The sequence below is a fragment of the Aquibium microcysteis genome (assembly GCF_014495845.1).
Lineage (GTDB): Bacteria > Pseudomonadota > Alphaproteobacteria > Rhizobiales > Rhizobiaceae > Aquibium > Aquibium microcysteis.
In genome coordinates this window covers 2,966,336-2,984,093 of sequence record NZ_CP061080.1, presented here as the reverse complement: position 1 = coordinate 2,984,093, position 17,758 = coordinate 2,966,336, and the positions used below count along the sequence as shown (strand labels likewise).

The 17,758-nt window shown below is 68.2% G+C and carries 17 protein-coding genes; 13 read left to right on the top strand and 4 right to left on the bottom strand.

Annotated features, from left to right (window positions below; all coding sequences use genetic code 11):
* Positions 1 to 50: 50 nt before the first annotated feature.
* Genes IAI54_RS13765 through IAI54_RS13750 form a run of 4 tightly spaced genes read left to right on the top strand, consistent with a single transcriptional unit; the run spans position 51 to position 7,028 of the window.
* Positions 51 to 4,565, top strand: coding sequence for a hypothetical protein (locus tag IAI54_RS13765; RefSeq protein ID WP_187972881.1), 4,515 nt, complete (start codon positions 51 to 53; stop codon positions 4,563 to 4,565).
* Positions 4,562 to 6,064: a hypothetical protein gene (locus IAI54_RS13760; protein WP_187972880.1), complete on the top strand. Its 1,503-nt coding sequence runs from the start codon at positions 4,562 to 4,564 to the stop codon at positions 6,062 to 6,064. Before IAI54_RS13765 ends, IAI54_RS13760 begins: the two co-directional genes overlap by 4 nt.
* A gap of 22 nt (positions 6,065 to 6,086) precedes the next feature.
* Positions 6,087 to 6,512: a type III secretion apparatus assembly protein SctX gene (gene sctX, locus IAI54_RS13755; RefSeq protein WP_187972879.1), complete on the top strand. Its 426-nt coding sequence runs from the start codon at positions 6,087 to 6,089 to the stop codon at positions 6,510 to 6,512.
* Between the two features lie 9 nt (positions 6,513 to 6,521).
* Entirely contained in the window at positions 6,522 to 7,028 is a 507-nt protein-coding gene (locus IAI54_RS13750; RefSeq protein WP_187972878.1) for a hypothetical protein, read from the top strand.
* Between the two features lie 731 nt (positions 7,029 to 7,759).
* Here IAI54_RS13750 and IAI54_RS13745 read toward each other — a convergent pair.
* Genes IAI54_RS13745 through IAI54_RS13730 form a run of 4 tightly spaced genes read right to left on the bottom strand, consistent with a single transcriptional unit; the run spans position 7,760 to position 9,507 of the window.
* A complete protein-coding gene (locus IAI54_RS13745; protein ID WP_187972877.1) occupies positions 7,760 to 8,080 on the bottom strand; it encodes an EscF/YscF/HrpA family type III secretion system needle major subunit in 321 nt (106 codons plus the stop codon).
* Positions 8,081 to 8,099: 19 nt separating this feature from the next.
* Positions 8,100 to 8,384 (bottom strand): hypothetical protein, encoded by a 285-nt coding sequence (locus IAI54_RS13740; RefSeq protein WP_187972876.1) that lies wholly within the window; start codon positions 8,382 to 8,384, stop codon positions 8,100 to 8,102.
* A 36-nt stretch (positions 8,385 to 8,420) separates the two neighbouring features.
* Positions 8,421 to 9,203 (bottom strand): Crp/Fnr family transcriptional regulator, encoded by a 783-nt coding sequence (locus IAI54_RS13735; protein WP_187972875.1) that lies wholly within the window; start codon positions 9,201 to 9,203, stop codon positions 8,421 to 8,423.
* Position 9,204: 1 nt separating this feature from the next.
* On the bottom strand, positions 9,205 to 9,507 hold the full coding sequence (locus tag IAI54_RS13730) for a hypothetical protein (RefSeq protein WP_187972874.1): 303 nt from the start codon (positions 9,505 to 9,507) through the stop codon (positions 9,205 to 9,207).
* 510 nt (positions 9,508 to 10,017) lie between these two features.
* Between IAI54_RS13730 and IAI54_RS13725 the strand changes: the two genes are divergently transcribed.
* The 9 genes from IAI54_RS13725 (at position 10,018) to IAI54_RS13685 (ending at position 17,575) form a co-directional block, all read left to right on the top strand.
* Positions 10,018 to 11,244, top strand: coding sequence for an HrpJ domain-containing protein (locus IAI54_RS13725; RefSeq protein ID WP_187972873.1), 1,227 nt, complete (start codon positions 10,018 to 10,020; stop codon positions 11,242 to 11,244).
* A gap of 23 nt (positions 11,245 to 11,267) precedes the next feature.
* Positions 11,268 to 11,648: a type III secretion system chaperone family protein gene (locus IAI54_RS13720; RefSeq protein WP_187972872.1), complete on the top strand. Its 381-nt coding sequence runs from the start codon at positions 11,268 to 11,270 to the stop codon at positions 11,646 to 11,648.
* Between the two features lie 89 nt (positions 11,649 to 11,737).
* Positions 11,738 to 12,304 carry a tetratricopeptide repeat protein gene (locus tag IAI54_RS13715; protein WP_210321251.1) on the top strand — a complete coding sequence of 189 codons (567 nt, stop codon included), beginning with the start codon at positions 11,738 to 11,740 and terminating at the stop codon, positions 12,302 to 12,304.
* A 45-nt stretch (positions 12,305 to 12,349) separates the two neighbouring features.
* Entirely contained in the window at positions 12,350 to 13,570 is a 1,221-nt protein-coding gene (gene sctE / locus IAI54_RS13710; RefSeq protein WP_187972870.1) for a type III secretion system translocon subunit SseC family protein, read from the top strand.
* Between the two features lie 34 nt (positions 13,571 to 13,604).
* The gene (locus tag IAI54_RS13705; RefSeq protein WP_187972869.1) at positions 13,605 to 14,450 is read left to right on the top strand and encodes a hypothetical protein; all 846 of its coding nucleotides are present in this window, start codon (positions 13,605 to 13,607) and stop codon (positions 14,448 to 14,450) included.
* Between the two features lie 25 nt (positions 14,451 to 14,475).
* Positions 14,476 to 14,994 carry a hypothetical protein gene (locus IAI54_RS13700; protein ID WP_187972868.1) on the top strand — a complete coding sequence of 173 codons (519 nt, stop codon included), beginning with the start codon at positions 14,476 to 14,478 and terminating at the stop codon, positions 14,992 to 14,994.
* Positions 14,995 to 15,029: 35 nt separating this feature from the next.
* Positions 15,030 to 15,479, top strand: a complete 450-nt coding sequence (locus IAI54_RS13695) for a tetratricopeptide repeat protein (RefSeq protein ID WP_187972867.1) — start codon at positions 15,030 to 15,032, stop codon at positions 15,477 to 15,479.
* 66 nt (positions 15,480 to 15,545) lie between these two features.
* Positions 15,546 to 16,070 carry a hypothetical protein gene (locus tag IAI54_RS13690; protein WP_210321250.1) on the top strand — a complete coding sequence of 175 codons (525 nt, stop codon included), beginning with the start codon at positions 15,546 to 15,548 and terminating at the stop codon, positions 16,068 to 16,070.
* A 2-nt stretch (positions 16,071 to 16,072) separates the two neighbouring features.
* Positions 16,073 to 17,575 (top strand): hypothetical protein, encoded by a 1,503-nt coding sequence (locus IAI54_RS13685; protein ID WP_187972865.1) that lies wholly within the window; start codon positions 16,073 to 16,075, stop codon positions 17,573 to 17,575.
* The last annotated feature ends 183 nt before the right edge of the window (positions 17,576 to 17,758 follow it).

Here is a 17,758-nt window from a genome sequence, read left to right as displayed (position 1 = left end):
AAGATGACGACGCGATCCGGAATGCCGGACGCCAGAAGGGAGACGATGTCGTGACGACCGCAGTGGCCGGTGCAATCGGCGGAAGCTTCGTTCCGTCCCCTCTCAATCCGCTGTTTTCGGGTGCCCCGCCGACGCCGCTCGCGGTGGTCTCGCTGTCGCAGTTTCTGGCCGCGAGCGCCGATTTCCAGGCCGAGTATCTCCGGGCTGCGGGCGTCCAGCTGGGTACCACCGCCGACGGCCGCGGCGCCTACGGGCGGCAGTTCGCCGACGGGGGCGCCACCCGCACCTTCATCCTCGCCACCGACAACCGGACGGTTCTGGCCGTCGACCAGCTGACGCAGACCGCCTACGAGCGGCTCGGCGGAAGCGACCGCCAGCTTGCGCTTTCCACGGGCGCCGCTTCGGTTCTGCCCTTCGCCGACGACTTTGCCGCGCAGACGGACGCGTTCCGGGTAGCCTATCTGCTGGCGAACGGCGGACCGATCGGCAGTTCGGTTCCGGCGCCACAGGGCCTGATCTTCGCCGAATCGGGCGGCCAGCGGATCTTCATCCTCGACACGGCGTCGACGCGCACCATCGACCTCGGCCGCCTGACGGTGGCCGGCTACTTCGCCCTGTCGGCAAACGACCGCGCGCTCGCCCGCGCGTCGGGCGGGCTGCTGCTCCGGCCGACCGCCTACGAGATGCGCGGGCTGACGACGGCGCAGCAGATCGAGTACGTGCGCGATTTCGGGTCGACGCTCGGCTCGGCGGGCGGCGTGCCGGTGCGTGGCGTACTCGTTCCGGACGGAGGGCAGACCGCCTTCATCGAAAGTGCCGCGGGCGGCGTCATCGACGTCGGGGCGCTGCGGACCGGCAGCTTCCATGCGCTGAGTGCCGACGACCGGGCGCGCGTCCTGGCGACCGGCCTTCTGAAGCTCAATCCCTCCGCGGCGGAGTTCCGTGCCCTGACGCCGGAGGCGCAGGCGCGCCATCTCGACCTGTTCGGCGTGGTCCTGGGCAGGACGCTCGACGGCTCGGACGTCATCGGCCTGCTGCTGCGCGACGGCGGCACGTCCAGCGGCTTCGTTCGGACTGCGACCGGGGTCCTCGACGTCAGCGGCGCCGCCCCTACTGCGGCGGCTTTCCAGGCACTGCCTGCCGGGGATGCGGCTCTCGCGATGGCGAGCGGCGCGCTGCCCTTCCTGCCCAGCGCCGAGGCCTTCGCCGGCTGGTCGCCGGCGGAGCAACTGGCGTTTCTGCGGGCGAACGCGCTGTCGCTCGGAATTCCCGCCGGGGGGACCGGCGCGGTGGAGGGCTTGACGTTCGGAAGTCCGCGCGGAGCGAAGACCTACATCCTGTCTGCGCTCGACCGCCTGCTCGATCCGGCGAAGGTGACGTTCAGCGCATATCACGCGGTGACGCTCGGCGTGCCCGACCTGACGTCGGACGAGCGGGCGGCGATCCGGGTACTGGCGGGCGGCGTTCCCGATCCCGTCAGGGCCGGCGAACTGTCGGACCCCGCGGTGCCGCTCCAGGTGCGTCTCGACTGGCTGGCGGCCAACGGGCAGACGCTCGCGACGCTGCCGGACGGTCGCAAGGCGATCGGCGTCGTCCTGCCGGACGCCGACGGGACGAGGGTCACCACCCTCCTGTCGGCGAGCGGCACGAGCCTCATCGCCTTCGACACGCTCACGCCCTCCGGTTTCCTGGCGCTCTCGGCGATCGACCAGGCCCTGGTGGTGGCGACCGGCACCTACCGGCCGAGTCTCGCCGACTTCAATGCGCTCGGGCTTGCCGACAAGCTTCTGTTCGTTGCGACCGCCGGCACCCTGCGTTTCGTCGCGCCCGATGGCACGACGCGAAGCGGGCTCATCGTCACGGACGGCACGGTCGACCGGCTGCTGATCGCCAATGTCAGCAACACCGGAATCATCGACACGGGGGCGCTCACCTTCGCGAGCTTCTACCAGCTGTCGGAGACGGCCCAGTCGCTCGTGCTCGCATCGGGCGGCTATGTGCCGAGGCCGACGCTGGCGGAATTCGTGGCGGCGCCGTCCTCGGTGAAGGCGCGCCACATCGAGGTCGCCGGCAACGTCGTCGGCACCCTGTCCGACGGTTCGGCGGTGCGGGGGATCGAGATTTCCGACGGCATCTCGCGCAGCTTCTACATATCCAGCGCGGCCGGAACCGGGGCGATCGACATCCTGGCGCTGTCGCTGTCGCAGATCAGCGCGACCTCCATGCTGCAGGCCGATCGTGACCGCGTCTTCGCGAGCGGCGTGTTCACCGGATGGCCGACCGCCGCGCAGCTTCGCGCCGATACCAACCTCGTCAAGACGTTCCAGGTGACGCTCGGGATCGACGAAGCCGGCCTGCCCATCTACGGACTTGCGGTTCCCGACGGCAGCGGCACGCCGGCCGTGTTCATCGTGGAGTCCGGCGGGGCTGTCCGGGAAGCGAGCGCGCTGAGCTCCGCGCAGTTCGACGCCCTGACGCCGGCCCAGCGGGGCCGGATCCGTGCGGTCGACCGCTATGTGACGGTGCCACAGCTTCAGCCCTATCTGCGCAATGCGAATGCGCGCGATCCCTACGACACGGTCAACGACGCGCCGGGAGAACTGATCCGGACCCGGGAGGCGGGCGAGCTCTACGAGCTGATGTTCCTCGACGGCGACACGCGGAAGCTGCCCGATAATCCGCTGACCGGCCTGGCGACCACCGACGCGGCCTTCCTGTCGACCTTCCTGACGGCCCATTCCGCGCACCAGCTGGAGTACATCAAGGCCAATGGCGAGGCCCTGACCGCGACCGATCCCGACAGCGGCGCCCCGCGGACGACGAAGGTGCTCGAACTCCTCGTCGGCGTCGACAGGCTGAGCTACATGGTTTCGGCCGACGGCATGAGCGTCGTCACCGTCGCAACGCTGTCGCTCGGCGACATCTCGAAGCTGTCCCAGCTCGACCAGCGCTTCCTGGCGCAGACCGATGCCTATGTTCAGGTCGCCGCCGCGCTCGGGCTCAGCACCGACAAGTCGAGCCTGCTGTCGCTGGTGGCCGCGCTGCGCAGCGAGGTTCCGGCCCTGCCGGGCGACGATGCCAGCGTCTTCACGAGCCAGCTCGACAACATCGTCGAGCGGCTGAACGCCAGTTCGATCTTCTCGCCGGCGGCGCTGCAGACCGCTCTGTCGACCATCCAGGCGCGGATGAACCGGGTGAAGGCGTTCAACGACGTGCTCAGCCGCTATGCCAGCCTCGGCAGCGATTCGCAGCGGGTCGCCGAAGCCTACAAGGTGGGACTGGACTGGGAGAAGCTGAAGGAAGGCTATGACGACTTCATGCGCGAGGAACGGCGCATCATGGTCAACGACAACAGGATCACGCGGCTGGCGCGCCTGGCGAAGCTCGGCATCCCGACCATGGACATGCCGCGGATGATCGTGGAAGCGCAGACGCTCTACGAGATCAGCGCCCGGGCCCGGGCGGACTCGGACACGGCCGAGATCAAGCAGCAGAACGCGATGCTGTCGGACTACACCGAATATCAGCGCATCATCTCGAAGACCGCGGCAAGCTTCCCCGACACGGACCAGAAGACGGCGATCAAGATCCAGGACGACGACATCGATCCGCGGGTGTCGAACATGTTCGAGAAACGCGTGGGGATCGTGCCGCATCCGATCGAGGTGCTGACGAACACCACGCGCCCGTCGCAATACACCCAGACGCTCGACCTGAACTTCACCGAGAATCCGGCGGGCGACGGCCAGCAGATCGCCTATTCCTTCTACTACGACATCATCCTCGGGACTTTCGGGATCACCGAACCGTCGACGACCGATCCCAACGTCCCGCCCGGGTTCAGGAGCATCTCGCAACTGGACGACCTGATCGAGACCTATGGCGAGGGCGGGCAGGTGGCCATCAACAACTACCTCCGGTTTCTCGCCAACAGATACAACCAGATCCAGCGTGTCGATCCGGACGACTATACCGGTGAAGGGCAGGCGATCGTCAACCAGATCAACGCCTGGATCGATGCCCGCGTGACGGCCACCGACAAGAACGCGAGCAACGAGGAGCGTGCCGCGTTCCACGGCGGGGTCCTCGGCGTCACCGAAGGCGTCTTCAATCAGAGCGAGTTCGGTGCGCTCCAGTCCTATTGGAACGGCGAGGTCAATGACCGCTACAACTTCAACGTCGAATGGATGTTCAGCCAGACATACATGCGATGGCTCGAAAAGAGCGACAAGAACGACGACGACTGGAACGCAACGCAGAACTTCTTCCCCGAATGGGTCGAGAAGAACTATTTCGAGAACAACGACGCCAAGAACGTCGGTATCACCTTCGTCTATCTCGCCAACAATCCGAACACCTACGACGCGCTGAAGCGCAAGGTGGACTGGGACAATTTCGGCACGCAGCTGACCAACGCCATCACCAACATCAACCAGTCGAACCAGATCCGCCAGAACGCCATCAGCCAGACGACCAGCCAGGCCGGCCGCCATTTCGATCTCGTCAACAACACGCTGCGGCGGCTGAACGACATCCTGGGCACGATCGCGCGCGGTGTCGTATGACCGCGATCTCCGGTACCCCGCTCTATCTGAGGACGCCCGACATCGACGGTCGCATCCTCAACGATGCCATGCGCGAGGAAGCGAGCACGCTTTCGGCGAGTTCGCCCTTCGACGGGGTAACGAAGCTCCTCACCGGACGGCCGAACGACTTCGGCGACCCCGCCACCGCGACCCACCTCCCGTCCGGTTTCCGATACTGGCACACGGCGCACCAGCTCGAATGGCTGAAGGCCTATCAGGGGGCGGGGGCCAGCACGCTCTCGGTGACGGATGGCGGCAACAGCATCTCGACGCTCGCCGTCTCTCTGCCCTACGGCTCGGACGGCGGCGAGACGATGCACGTGCTGCTGACGTCGGGACTGAACGGAGCCGTCCCCGGCGAGAAGCTCGGCGTGACGATCCTCAACGATCTCCTGCCCGACCGGCTGCAGCGCATGTCGCTCGACGACCAGCGGCTCGTCGCCTCGCATCCCGCGTTCGGCGGCCTGCTGGCCGGCCCCTTCGGACTGCGGCCCTCGGTCGGGGAGACGGTGACGCAGGCGCGTGCCGCGATGTCGGCGACGCTGCAGGCGCTGCGCGACCTGATCACGAACTCGCCCGCGCTCCCGCCTTCCGACGATCCCGAGCAGCCGACGAATCCGGCGCAGCTGATCCTCGACCAGATCGATCTCGCGCTCGCCAATCTCGACCGGATGGGCGTGTTCAATCCGGCGACGATCGAAGACCTTCGGGCCCAGCTCGCGGCGCAATACGAACGCCTGGAACGATATGGCGCCGCTCTGCGCGGCTTCACGGCGCCGGAAACCGCGACCACGGGCTTCATGAGCACCGACAACAGGGCAGGGCTGCGCGGTGCCTATGAAATCTTCGTCCAGTCGTCGGCGCGGATGCTCGACGTGGCCCGCGCGACCGCCGAAGTGGTTTCGACGGGGCGCTTCAACGGCAAGATCCTGGACGTGGCCGGGATGACCTTCACGTTCCAGGTGCTGGCGAACTACCAAGGCGAGGCGGAGATGCAGGCGCGGACCGAGGAGATCCGCGTACGCAATGCGCTTCTCGCCAATTATTCGGTGATGCAGCAGCTCGTGAACCGGACGTCGGCGGCCATTCCGGCGCCGCCGAAGGCCGATGACGGTGTCGTCGATCCGCCGGAGGGTGGGCTCGTCTACGATACGGACAGCGCCACCCGGGCGCTGGAGGAGAAGGTGCTGTCGATGTTCCTGAGCAATTCCTCCGTGACGGCGGCGCCGCATCCCTCGGAGCTGCAGCTCGGCGTCACACGTCCGCCTTTGAGCGAGACGTCGCTGACGAAGGGGGAGTGGGATACGTTCGGCACCGTGCTGTCGGGGGCCGTGCGCGTGCTCGACCGCGACGTGCAGAGCCTGTCCGATCAGGTCAACGCCATCAGCCGCGAGCGCAACCGGCATTTCGACATGGCGACGGAGGTCATGCAGAAGATGACGTCGATCGTCTCGGAAATCTCGGCGGGCATCAACTGAGCGCCATGAAGGAAACCCGATCATGAAGGCCGCCCGCCCCGGTGCCGGGCCTGTCCCCCGGCATCCGAGGATCCAGGCGCTCGACGTCGGCGTCGAGACGATCGCGCGCTGGCGCGTCGACGACGAGCAGCACCTGCCGAAGGACAAGAAGGCGCCGCCGGTGTTCCTGCCGGAGACGCGGGCGCTCGACGAGATCCTGCACCGACCGTCGCTCGACGAACGGCTGCCAAATCTTCTGAAGCCGGAGCGGCTCGATCCGGACCTGCTGCGGCCGGCGCGCGTCAGCGACATCCGGCGCAGCCTTGCGCAGCGGTTTCGCGACCTGGAGCAGTCGGCCGCCGGCGAGGTGCGCCGCACGGCCTTCGCCGCCGCAGCGACGGTGCTCGAGGAGGACATCGTCCTCGACGACGAGGTGCGCACCGCCCTCGCGCTGCTGCTGCGGGGCTGACCGGCGCCGATGTCCGACCGCTCCGACAGCCCCAGTACTTCCGACGCCGGCGGGGGGCGTCAGAGCGCTCCTTCCGACGGCGCCACGGGCCAGAAAGCGCTGGCGCGCCGAAGCGACCAGGTCGCCAATCGCTGGGTCTCGCCGGTCGAAGGCGACGAGCGCGATTTCCTCCTGCTCGTGATCTACATCTATCTGCAGCACCAGATGAACGATCGGGCGCAGATCCTGGTCGAAGCGATGGCGGAGGCGGGAGACGGCAGCCGCGAGGTGGTGCTGGCGCAGGCGATCCTCGCCTTCATGCGGAAGGACTACGAACGGACGCTGGAGGTGCTCGCCCGGCTCGACCGGATCGACCCCATCGAGCGCTATGCCCGCAATACGCTGAGCGAGCGCCAGCGCATGCGTTCCTACCTGCGCGCCCGCTCGCTGCACGAGCTCGGCGACGACGCCGCCGCCACCGTCGATCTCTACATCCGCCATCAGGAGCGGCCATCGGGGAGCAGCGGGGACGAGTGATACCAGCGGTCTTTTCGATTGACCCTCGGCGCTGCCCCTCATCCGCCTGCCGGCACCTTCTCCCCGCGAGCGGGGAGAAGGGGGCACGGCCGCGACATCGGCACCAGGTAGGCAACCTTTGCGACCGGCGAAGCCGTCGGTGACGGCGTTCTTCTCCCCGTGTTACGGGGAGAAGGTGCCGGCAGGCGGATGAGGGGCGGCGCGAGGGTCGAAGGCAAAGCCCAGTAGTATGAGGCGCGCGGCGCTGGCCGCGGGATGTCCAACGACGGCGATGGCACCGGGGACGGTGCGCGCGTCGCGGATCGGTCTGCGGAAGAGAAGGTGACGCAGAGATGCCGTCGCCGGAGCGTGAGCGCGATCCGGCGCGGGCCGGTCTCCGCACGGGGCATGATCCCGACCGCCTCCGTCCGCACACGCCGGCCCCGGATCGCGACCGCTGGCGTGTTCTCGGGCGCGCCGTCGCGTCGGCGCAACCGCTTCCGCGCGCTGCAGGATGAAGACATGTCCTGGGGCAATACAATGCGCCGCGGCGCCCGACTCCGGGACGCCGGCCGCCGACTGCCGCACCGAGCAACGACTGCCGCGAACGGTCCATCGTCCGGAGGTCCGGCGGCGTTTCGGCGGGGAACACGTGGCGGACGAGACGACCCTGCGCCGAAGCGGCCCGCTCCGGCGAGGAATACCAAGCCCGCCAGCGCTCCGGGCAGCCGGAGCGCGGGCCGTGGCGGCGATCAGGCGACGTTGCGGACGACGGTCTTCAGCGTGTCGGAGATCGACTTCATCATGTTGGTGCGCAGGTTGGTGATGGTCGACCAGGTGTTCATCAGCATCTGCATCTCGAACATGCGCTCGGTGTCCGAGAGGTTCTCGTTCGCCTGCACGGCGCGGAGCTGGTCTTCGAGCTTCTGGCCCTGGCCCTGCAGCTGCGCCTGGAAATAGGCGAGGTCGAAGCCCTGCGTCCGGCGATAGGCGGTGTTGTCGATGCTCACGCCGGTCTGCGTCGCGCTCTGGGCGGTGGCGGTCTCGATGCCGTTTGCGGCGGTGATGGCCATGGGGCGGGTCCTCTTCGGTTCAACGGGTCCGGGTGTCGCGCGGCGCAGCTACGATCTGGCCCGCGGCCTTCACGGCTTTCCTGAGGGCGACGACGGCCTGAAAGTCCTCCGCCGTCAGGCCAGCCGCCTGAAGTTCTCCAAGTCTGCCTTCCAGGACGACCAGCGCGCGAATGGTTTCCTCCGCCGTGCGGCGTCCGTCGGGGCCGAGAAGCTCGGCTTCGAGGTCGGTGAAGCCGAGGAACTCGAGTCCCCGGCTCGACTCTGTATCCCCGCCGGAGGCAGCGGGGTGTGTCGTTTGGCTCATCGGCAGGCTCACTCCGTTGCGGTCGGGCGGATCACCCTAGCCCTTGAAGGCGATGCTTTCCAGCTTGGCGCGGTTGGTGAGGATGATGTGGCGATCCTCCACGACGACGATTCCTTCCGAAATCCACACGCGCAGGATCTTGTTCACGTTCTCACGCGTTCCGCGGGCCATGGCGCCCAGATCGCGCTGGGTGACCACCGGCCCGAGCACGGGCACGATCCGGTTCTGATAGCGCAGGCTGTTGCCGAGCGTATCGAGCAGCCGCAGGATCGCCAGCGCGAGCCGCGAGGTCAGGTTGGGGAGATAGAGGGCCCGCGTGACCTCGATGTGGGCACGGTGGCGGGCGGAGATCAGGCGCGTGAGCAGCCGGCGCAGCTCGTCGTAGACGCGGCCTTCGCGGTCGATCCAGTTCATATCGACGACGAGCAGGTCGGCCGCGTCGATCGTTGTGGCGGTGTCGCAGTAGCCGGCGGGATCGAAGGACCCTGCCTCGCCGAACGACGCGCCGGCCGGAATGATGGCATAGAGCGCGACCGAGCCGTCCTCGATGATGTGGGTCAGGCGCACATGGCCGCGCTCGATGAAGTAGAAGGTGGAGGCCGGGTCGTCCTGGAAGTAGACGATGGTGTTGGCGGCCAGGCTGCGGCGGCGCATGTGGCCGCGCAGCACGATGCGCGCCTCCTCGCTGAGCCCCTCCACGGCGCGCGGCAGGGGGAAGGGTTTCCGGTCGTCACCTGGAAAATGCGTCTCGAGCACCGCGGGACTGGGCGGCATCTCGACGGCAGGGTAGGTATCCTGCATGGCGAAGGGCGCGGACATGCTAGGTCGGCTGACTCTCGCCCGGGTTGCCATAACCCTGCAGGACCGAATTGTTCGTGATGTCCTGGACGGGGTCGAAGATCGGTTTGTCGTTCTTCTGGTTCGTCAGCACCGTTATGGTCTGGCTGGAATTCAGGTACTGCTCGAAGTTCGTGGCGTCGTTCTGGCGGTTGTCGACGCCCCTGCGGACGTTGACCTCGACGTCCTGGACGCCGGACTGGTTCTGAGGCTGATCGGTCCGGCCGAGGTTCTGCAACTCGGTCGAGGGTCGGGGAACCGACACGGGAAGACTGTTGTCGACCACAGGACATACTCCTCATCATCGAGCACCGGACCCGGCGCCTGCTCGCGCCCTCGAGGTGCCGCAGGCCCGCTTCCCGGATTGCGGTTCGCCTCCAGCCAAGAAGGCGGACGTACCGACGTCTCCGCCGCCAGGGGGCGCAGTCCTTCGCTTCACGAAGACTTAACGAACCCGGTTCCGCCTTCCATAGGTCCATGACCTAGAAACGCCGCCGGGGCGTCCCGCGCTAAGCCGAAAATCCGCTGCTGACGGGGCATGGCCACGGAGCCACGACCCCTTCTGCCGCCCGCTCGACCGTCGCCGGTCTTCCCCGCCGTCCCCTGCCGCCTTTTTCCGTCCCGTCGACTTTTGACCTGCCGCGGCGCGCACGTGTGTGCCGAAAGACACAAGGGTCACCCTTCAGGCAGTGGAAGCTTCGTGCAGGACGATCAGACGGGCGCGGTTCGGCCGCGGTGCGGCAGCCGGTCCACGGCGCTGCTGCGCCCATACGGTCCTGGTCTTCAAGGAGGTAACATGTCGGACATCAACTCGTCCCGTGCCCCGCTCGAGATGGTTCGCACGCAGATCGCCACGCACAACGCCGCTTCCGAGATCGGCACGAGGATGCTCGGCCAGTCGTCGGTCACCCAGGAACGCGTGTCCATGGGCGGCGTCGACCAGTCCGACATCTCGGACGCGATGGAGGAACTCGGCGGCGCGGTGGCGCATCGGGAAAAGCCGAAGCTCGAGCAGACCAAGCTGCGCAAGGGCGCCGGCACCAGCCTCGACGCAATGTCCCGCATCGCCCAGTATCAGGACAAGCTGCCCGACCAGCCGCGCGACCAGCGCCTGCGCGACCTCAAGGACCGCATGGACGAGTTCCAGCGCCTGACGGACCGTGGCGGCAGCGGCTCCAACCGGCCGACCGCCGAGGACATCCTGAAGGCGCTGGCGAAATACGACAAGGATCCCAGCCACCAGTTCGCCGCGCTGGAGCAGCTTCGCAAGCAGATGGTCCAGCTCGGCGCGAGCGATGCCTTCCTGTCGGTGCTCGACCAGGCGCGCGGCCGCTTCCACCAGGGACAGACCGCAAGGGACGTGACGGCCGGCTTCGCGGTCGGCCAGGTGTCGCACGACATGTCGGAGGTGTTCGATGCCGACCCGTCCAGCATCCGCGACGCCTATCGCACGATCGTGCGCGAGAATCTCAATCTCGGCCAGATCTTCGACCAGCTGAAGGGTTTCAACCTCGCCGGCTCCTACGACGAGATCATCGAATCCTTCACCAGGGTGGCGGCGCGCGAACTCGAGGGGCTGCCTGGCGATTCGGACGTCGTGACCGTGGGCGAGACGCGGCAGATCCTGGGCGGCCTCCTCGACGAACTCTCCAAGCTCAAGCGCCTGAAGACCGTCCTGTCGGAATCGGAGATCGCGGTCCAGACGATCCTGCGGGTGCACCCGGAGCTCCGGTCGCGGCCCGATCTGCCCGACGGCAAGGAGATGGCGAGCCGCCTCCTGCATTTCGCAGCGAACCCGTCGGTCTCCGTCGGCGACGTGGAGCGGCTGATCAGCGGGCTGAACACCGACGATCCGGCGACCTCGGTGACGGCGGTGAACACGATCCGCAACACCCACTCGACGCTGCCCGATTCGGTGATGCCCTCGATGATCGCGCGCGAGCAGCAGAGCAGGGCGATCCTCGATCTCTCCACGCGGCTGGTGGCGCGGGAAGAGGCCTATTTCGATTCCCAGTCGCACTGATCGACGAACCGGCAGGAAAACCCATGGCAAGCCTCCCCAATTCCATTCTCGCCACCGTCCAGCGCTTCGCGGAATCGATGAATCTCGTGGCTGCGCCGGCGCGCGACGGGTCCTACATCTTCGAGTTCGAGACGACCGGCACCCTTTCGTTCACGCCGCCTGCCGGGGGAACCGGACCGGCGGTGATGAGCCTCTCGCGTGAGCTGCGGTCGCCGCGCTACGCCGCGCTGCCCGCATTGCTGCGCCAGGCGGGCTACGATCCGGGGCTCGACCGGACCATCCATGTCGGCCTGTCGCGCAAGGGCAAGGCGGTGATCTGGACCGCGCTCGGCGCGGAGCGGTTCGAACTGTCGGACCTGATGGGTGTCTGGAACCGCCTGCGTGCCGTCGCCGCGGCGGCGTGAGGGCGGATCGGCGAAGCCCTGTGCCTTTCGACACCGCACCGGCCGGGAAGCCGGTCTAGCTTCCGGCTCAGTCATTCGGGAACAACATGATGTCCATCCTCGACGACCACCCGCTGCGCCATCTCGACCCCGAGATGCTGGCGACGAAGGGACCTGAGATCATCGATACCGTGATGCGCGAGCTCGGCCTCCAGGACAACGCTGTCTACCGCGCGATCCGCGCCGGCGCGACGCCAGCGGCCGCCCTCGGGCTCGACAAGAAGCACACCGAGGCGCTGTACGAGAAGGGGTACGACCTCCTGCAGGTGGGCGACACGGTACGGGCGCGGGCCGTTCTCACGACGCTGATGACGCTCGATCCGAGCGAGGAGCGCGGCGCCTACGCGCTGGCTGCGAGCTATCAGATGGAAGGCCGCTTCGAGACGGCCGCCCAGCTCTACACCAACTACATCACGATGGATGCGACCAATCCCGAAGGCTACCTGCGGCTGGGCGAATGCCTGATGGCAGTCGGCGAACTCGACAATGCCGAGGGCTGCTTCGACCTGGCGCGCGAGGAGGCCCGCCGCGGACACGGTTCGCCCGGCTCTGCCGCGGTGGCCGACCAGCGGCTCGCGGAGGTGCGGGCGCTGAAGAACATGCCCGCGAAGGGCTGACGCAACTCCAGACGAACCCTGCACGGCAGCGGAGAGGACGAGTCCATGGCCGATCTGACGGTACCCAAGGGGACCAGCGTCCCGCCGACGATCACCCCCGATACCTTCACGACGTCCCTGATGAAGGACGTCGAGACGATCCTGACGGGACTGGGCGTGAGCGGCGTCAACGGCCTCACGCCGGACGTCATGAATACCGTCTCGAAGACGATGAAGCAGAGTTTTGCCTCGATCTTCGCCTCGTCCGGCTTCGCGCCGAAGCGGTCGGGCGACGTCGAGCTGGTCCTCGCCCAGGTGTCGGCGGCCCTCAGCGACACGCGGGAGGACACGAGTCTGGAAAGCGTGAAGTCCAACCAGGAGAAGATCCGTACCTCGCAGCAGGAGCAGCAGTCGAAGCTGGAGGAACGCAAGGAGAAGATCGAGGAAGCGGTCGCCAACGACCGCAAGTCGGGTATCGCGGCGATCTTCGCCAAGATCTTCCAGGCGATCGCGCTGCTCTTCACCTACATCGCGGCCGGCGTGATGATGGCGACGGGCGTGGGCGTCGGCGTCGCGGCCCTTCTCATCGCCGGCGCGATCGCGATGACGATCCAGTTCGCCGATTCCGTTGCGAAGGACGCGAGCGGAGGGCTCGGGATCGCGGGCCTGGTGGCGAAGTCGCTCGGCAAGAGCGACGAGGAGATCGCCAAGGCCGACGAGGTCTTCGGCAAGGTGATGTCCGGCCTGACGATCGCGCTGTCGGTGGCGACGATCGCGGTGACGCTCGGCCCCGCTCTCCTGAGCGCGGTGGCCAAGGCCATCGGCAAGATCGCCAGCGCGGCGCTGACGACCGCCATCAACACCGGAAGCCAGACCGCTTCGAACGTCGGCAACACACTGGCTCACGTCGCCATCAATCTCGGCTCCAAGGCGAGTTCGATGAATTCGGTGCTGCAGGGGACGGCCCAGATCTCGAGTTCGACGATCAACACGATGAAGACCGTCTCGACCGTGGGCAATGCGGTCTCCCAGATCGGCGGCGGGACGACCGGCATCGTCACGGCCACGCTGGTGTCGGACAGCCAGAAGGCGCAGGCCGAAGCCAAGCGCCTCGAGGCCGAGGGCCAGGAAATGGATGCCATCCAGAAGACGCTGGAGAGCCTGATCGACCAGGCGCTCGAGATGCTGATGAACGCCAACCAGATTTCGAACCAGATCCTGGATTCCGCGATCCAGGGCATCACCGACCGCACCGACAGCCTCATGCGCACGCGCTTCTCCGGCTGAGGACGAAGGCGCGGCAAACCGACAGGACCGAACGATGAACACGATCAACACCACGAATGTCGGCCAGCCGACGACCACCGTCATCCCCGGCCAGACCGGCGAGACCAAGCAGACCACGAAGACGACCTCCGGCGGCATGACGGGGATCACGTTCACGCCGGACATGCTGAAGGAGCTGATCGGCGGCACCAACGGCAAGTCGAACGGCAAGACGGTGACCGGTCCGGAGAGCTTCTCCCTGCCGCCGGGAGTGACGCCGGAGATGCTGGCAGCGAAGCTGAAGGACTTCATCGCCGGGGCCTCCGACCGCACGTCGCTGTTCGCGGCGCTGATCGAGCTCATGAATTCGCAGCGCCAGAACGCGGTCGAGCAGCGCGCGAACGCGCGGGAATCGGCGAAGACCCAGATGCTCGAGGGCGCGCAGATGAGCCGCGACGCGGCCGACAAGCAGGAGGACGCGGCGATCTCCTCGCTCGTCGGCGGTATCATCAGCGGTGCCATGCAGATTCTGGGCGGGGCGATGTCGCTCGGCATGCAGGCGAAGTTCTCGAACATGAAGTTCGGATCCGACGCCGTGATGAACAGGGCGAGCACGATCCATACGGCCCAGCAGCAGGCGATCAACTCCTTCGCCGGCGCGGGCAGTTCGATCGCCGGCAGCGGCGGTCAGCAGGCCGGCGCGATGCAGCAGGCCGACGCAAGCAACCTTCAGGCCGACAGCCAGGAAATGCAGGCGGGCTCGCAGGATTCGCTGAACCAGCAGGACATCGAGAAGAAGTTCTCCGAGGACCTGACCCAGGTCATCCAGTCGGTGATCCAGTTCATGAAGGAGATCCGCAACGCCGAGATCGAGCGCATGTCCTCGATCACGCGCGGCTGACGGGCGAAGGGCCGGAGGAACCGTCATGGAAACGAGCTTCGCGCAGGCGCTCGACGCGCTCTACGTGCTCCTCGACCAGCCTGCGCCGCTGCGCGAGGAGATCGCCGACGGGCGCCACGAGATCTCGGTCGATACGCGGGCGGGGCAGGTCGGGCTGCGCCTCGGCGTCTCGCCGAACGGACGCTCGGTGCTGATCGAGACCGTCGACGGTCCGCGTTTCGCCGCGGACGCGGCGATGCGCGAGCGCCAGATCGCGGCCGTGCTGCACACGGCGCTCGGGCTCGCGGCATCGAACGGCACGAGTGCCGGTGCCGAGGCGGTCCCGGACGAGCCGGACGCCCTGCGGCTGCGCCTCCAGGCGCGCGTCAGCCTCGCTGCGCCGCGCAGCCAGGTCGGCGTGGCGCTGAAATCGGCGATCGAGGACATGATCGAACAGATGGAGTGGCAGGGTGCGCATCTCGACGGTTCCGGCCTCGCCGGAACGGCGTCGGGCCTGCGCGGACAGCCGGCTCCGGCGGCCGATGCATTCATCTTCCGTCCCTAGGGCGGTGGCCGGAATAACGGAAAGGAAGGAACCACATGGACGCGGCGACCGGCGAGGCGAAGGAACTGGAGCGGCTGGGAAAGGCGCTCCGCGACAGCTACGGGCTGCAGACGAGCGAGCTGCGGGCGCTCGCGCATGTCGGGCACATGAAGATGATGGCGGGTGATTTCGCCGGCGCGCAGCGGATCTACTCCCTGCTCGTGGTGCTTTCGCCCGACGATACGGGCTTCCAGATCGGCCTGGCGGACGCGTCGATCGCGCTCGGTCATTTCGACCTGGCACTGCAGGCAGGAGCGGCCGTGATCGCGGGCCGGCCGACGGATCCGCGGGGCTATTTCATCTCGGGCCGGGCCTGTCTCGGGCTCGGTCTGGCCGATGAGGCGCGCGAGGATCTCGCCGACGCCATCCGGCTGTCGCGCCTGCCCGACGATGCCGGGCTGCGGGAGCGTGCCGAGCGCATCCTCTCGCTGTCCGGTCGCGGCTAGGCGGCCGGCGTGGCGCCCGACGGAACAGGGGATGGCCCCCCGCCACCCGCCAACGCATCGGCCGGCGTGCTGCAGCGGCTGTTCGGCCTCGGGCCCGAGGACATCGGCGTCCTGCAATCGCTGTTCGATACGCTCGGCGGACGCGCCTTCGGAGGGTTGGCGAAGGCGCTGGACTCCGGCACGGCGCCCGCCGCCGCCCTCGGCCTCTCGCCGCAGCTGATCGAGAACCTCTACGCACGCGCCTTCGCGCTCTTCGATGCCGGTCACGTCGACCGGTCGGAAGCGCTGTTCCGGACGCTGTGCACCCTCGACGGCAAGCGCGCCGACCACTGGATGGGCCTCGGCATCTGCGCCCGGGTCCGCGAGGACTTCAACAGCGCCATGGTGGCGTTCTCGACCGCCAGCAGCTTGCGCGACGACTGGGCCGTTCCGCTCTTCCACCTCCTCGAGGCGCATATGCGGCGCGGCGAGTTCGAGGCGGCGGCAGCACTCCTGCCGCGCGTCGAGGCGGGGATCGAGCAGCTCACGGCGCCGATCCAGGACGAGACCGCGCGCTTCAAGCTCGCGCTCCAGGTCCGGCGAGGGGGGTGAGCGTGGGCGGGGATTTCGGCGCCGTCTATGTCAGGCTGATGCAGGGCGCGCTGATTGCCCAGCTCAGCAAGGACATTCTCGGCGATGCGGCGCCGGCAGCCGCTCCGACCGGCGGCGGCAACCCGCCGGACGCGCCAGCGGCGGGTTTGCCGGAGCGGGCTGCGGATCGGCGGCCGGCGGAGGGCGGAGTCTCCGCACGTCCGCAGCCCGCCGAAGCCGCGGTCCCGCGGCCGGTTCCGTCGTTTTCCGCCTTTCCTGCGGCGGGTGCTGCCCCGGTCCGCTCCGCGAGCGACGTCGTACCCGACCAGCTCGAGCCGGCCATGCGGGCTGCAGCGGACGCACGGCCCGCGGATGCTGCGCCGGCCGATACGGTCCAGCGCATGCGGATGACACCGGCCGCATCCCTCACCCTCGCCGGACTGACCCGGCCGCACGGCACGTCAGGCGACAGGCCGGACGCCTCGCCGGTCCAGGCGAATGCGGCTGCCGTCACCGATCAGCGGAGCGCGGAACCGCCCGGGCAACCGCAGACGCGAGACCTCGCGCGAGTGCCCGCCCTGCAACCGGCGAGCCTCGCAGGCGCGGGCGGAGCGGCGGGAGATGCGACGGCGCGTGGCACAGGCGCAGATCCCGGTGCCGTAGCCGCCGATCCGCGCAGGTCCGGCCAGGCGGTTGGCACCCACCTTCCGGGCGCCGCCGCCTTCCTCGCCGACCCGCGGGGAGCGGCAGAGCTTCCGGGCGCCGGCGCCACCAGCCCGGCCACGTCTTCCGCAGGCGCGGCACGAGCGGCCCCGGTGATCGGGGCGGCCGAGGACGTCGCGACCCCGCGCAGCCTCGCGGGCGCAGGCGCCGGGCTGCAGCAGACGCCGCCGACGGTCGGCCCGGAGCGGGCGCCGGGGATCCTGACGCTCGCGGAGACCGAGGCTCTCCTGTCGGCCGCGGCGACGTCCGGTTCCGGGGCGGGTGTCGATCCGATGCGCACGTCGGCGATCGCCGGACCGCTCGCGGCCGGCAGCATGCCCGCCGTCGCGAGAGAGGCGTTCCTCTCCGCCATCGCGGCCCTGGGCAACCGCCCGGATCAGGCTGTCTCGCGCGAGATGCTGGCCGCCGTGATCCTCAACGCCGCGATGATACCGGGCTGGCCCTTTCCGCGCGCATACGAGAACCCGGCGCATGCCGCCGATGCCCGCCGGGCGTCCGGGCAGCTCGCGGCTGCGGGTGCCGAGGAGTTCAAGCTGACGCCGGAGGAGATGATTGCCTACCTCACCTCGATCGGCGCCAATGCCCGCCTGCTCAAGGCGCTGCAGGACCTGTTCGCCCGCGTGGAGAAGAAGGAAGCGGTCAAACTCATGGCCTGGCTGCTCGCGCTCACCTCGGCCCTGCGCGAGATCGAGAAGTCGGTCGAGGATCTGCTGCGGAAGGGAACGCAGCTGCCGGAATGGGCGCAGGACGTCGCCGACCAGATCCGCAAGGGGCTCTCGCGCCGGCAGCGCTACCAGATCTGATACCAGCGGTCTTTTCGACTGACCCACGGCGCTGCCCCTCATCCGCCTGCCGGCACCTTCTCCCCGCAAGCGGGGAGAAGGGGGCACGGCCGCGACATCGGCACCAGGTAGGCGACCTTTGCGACCGGCGAAGCCGTCGGTGACAGCGTTCTTCTCCCCGTGTTACGGGGAGAAGGTGCCGGC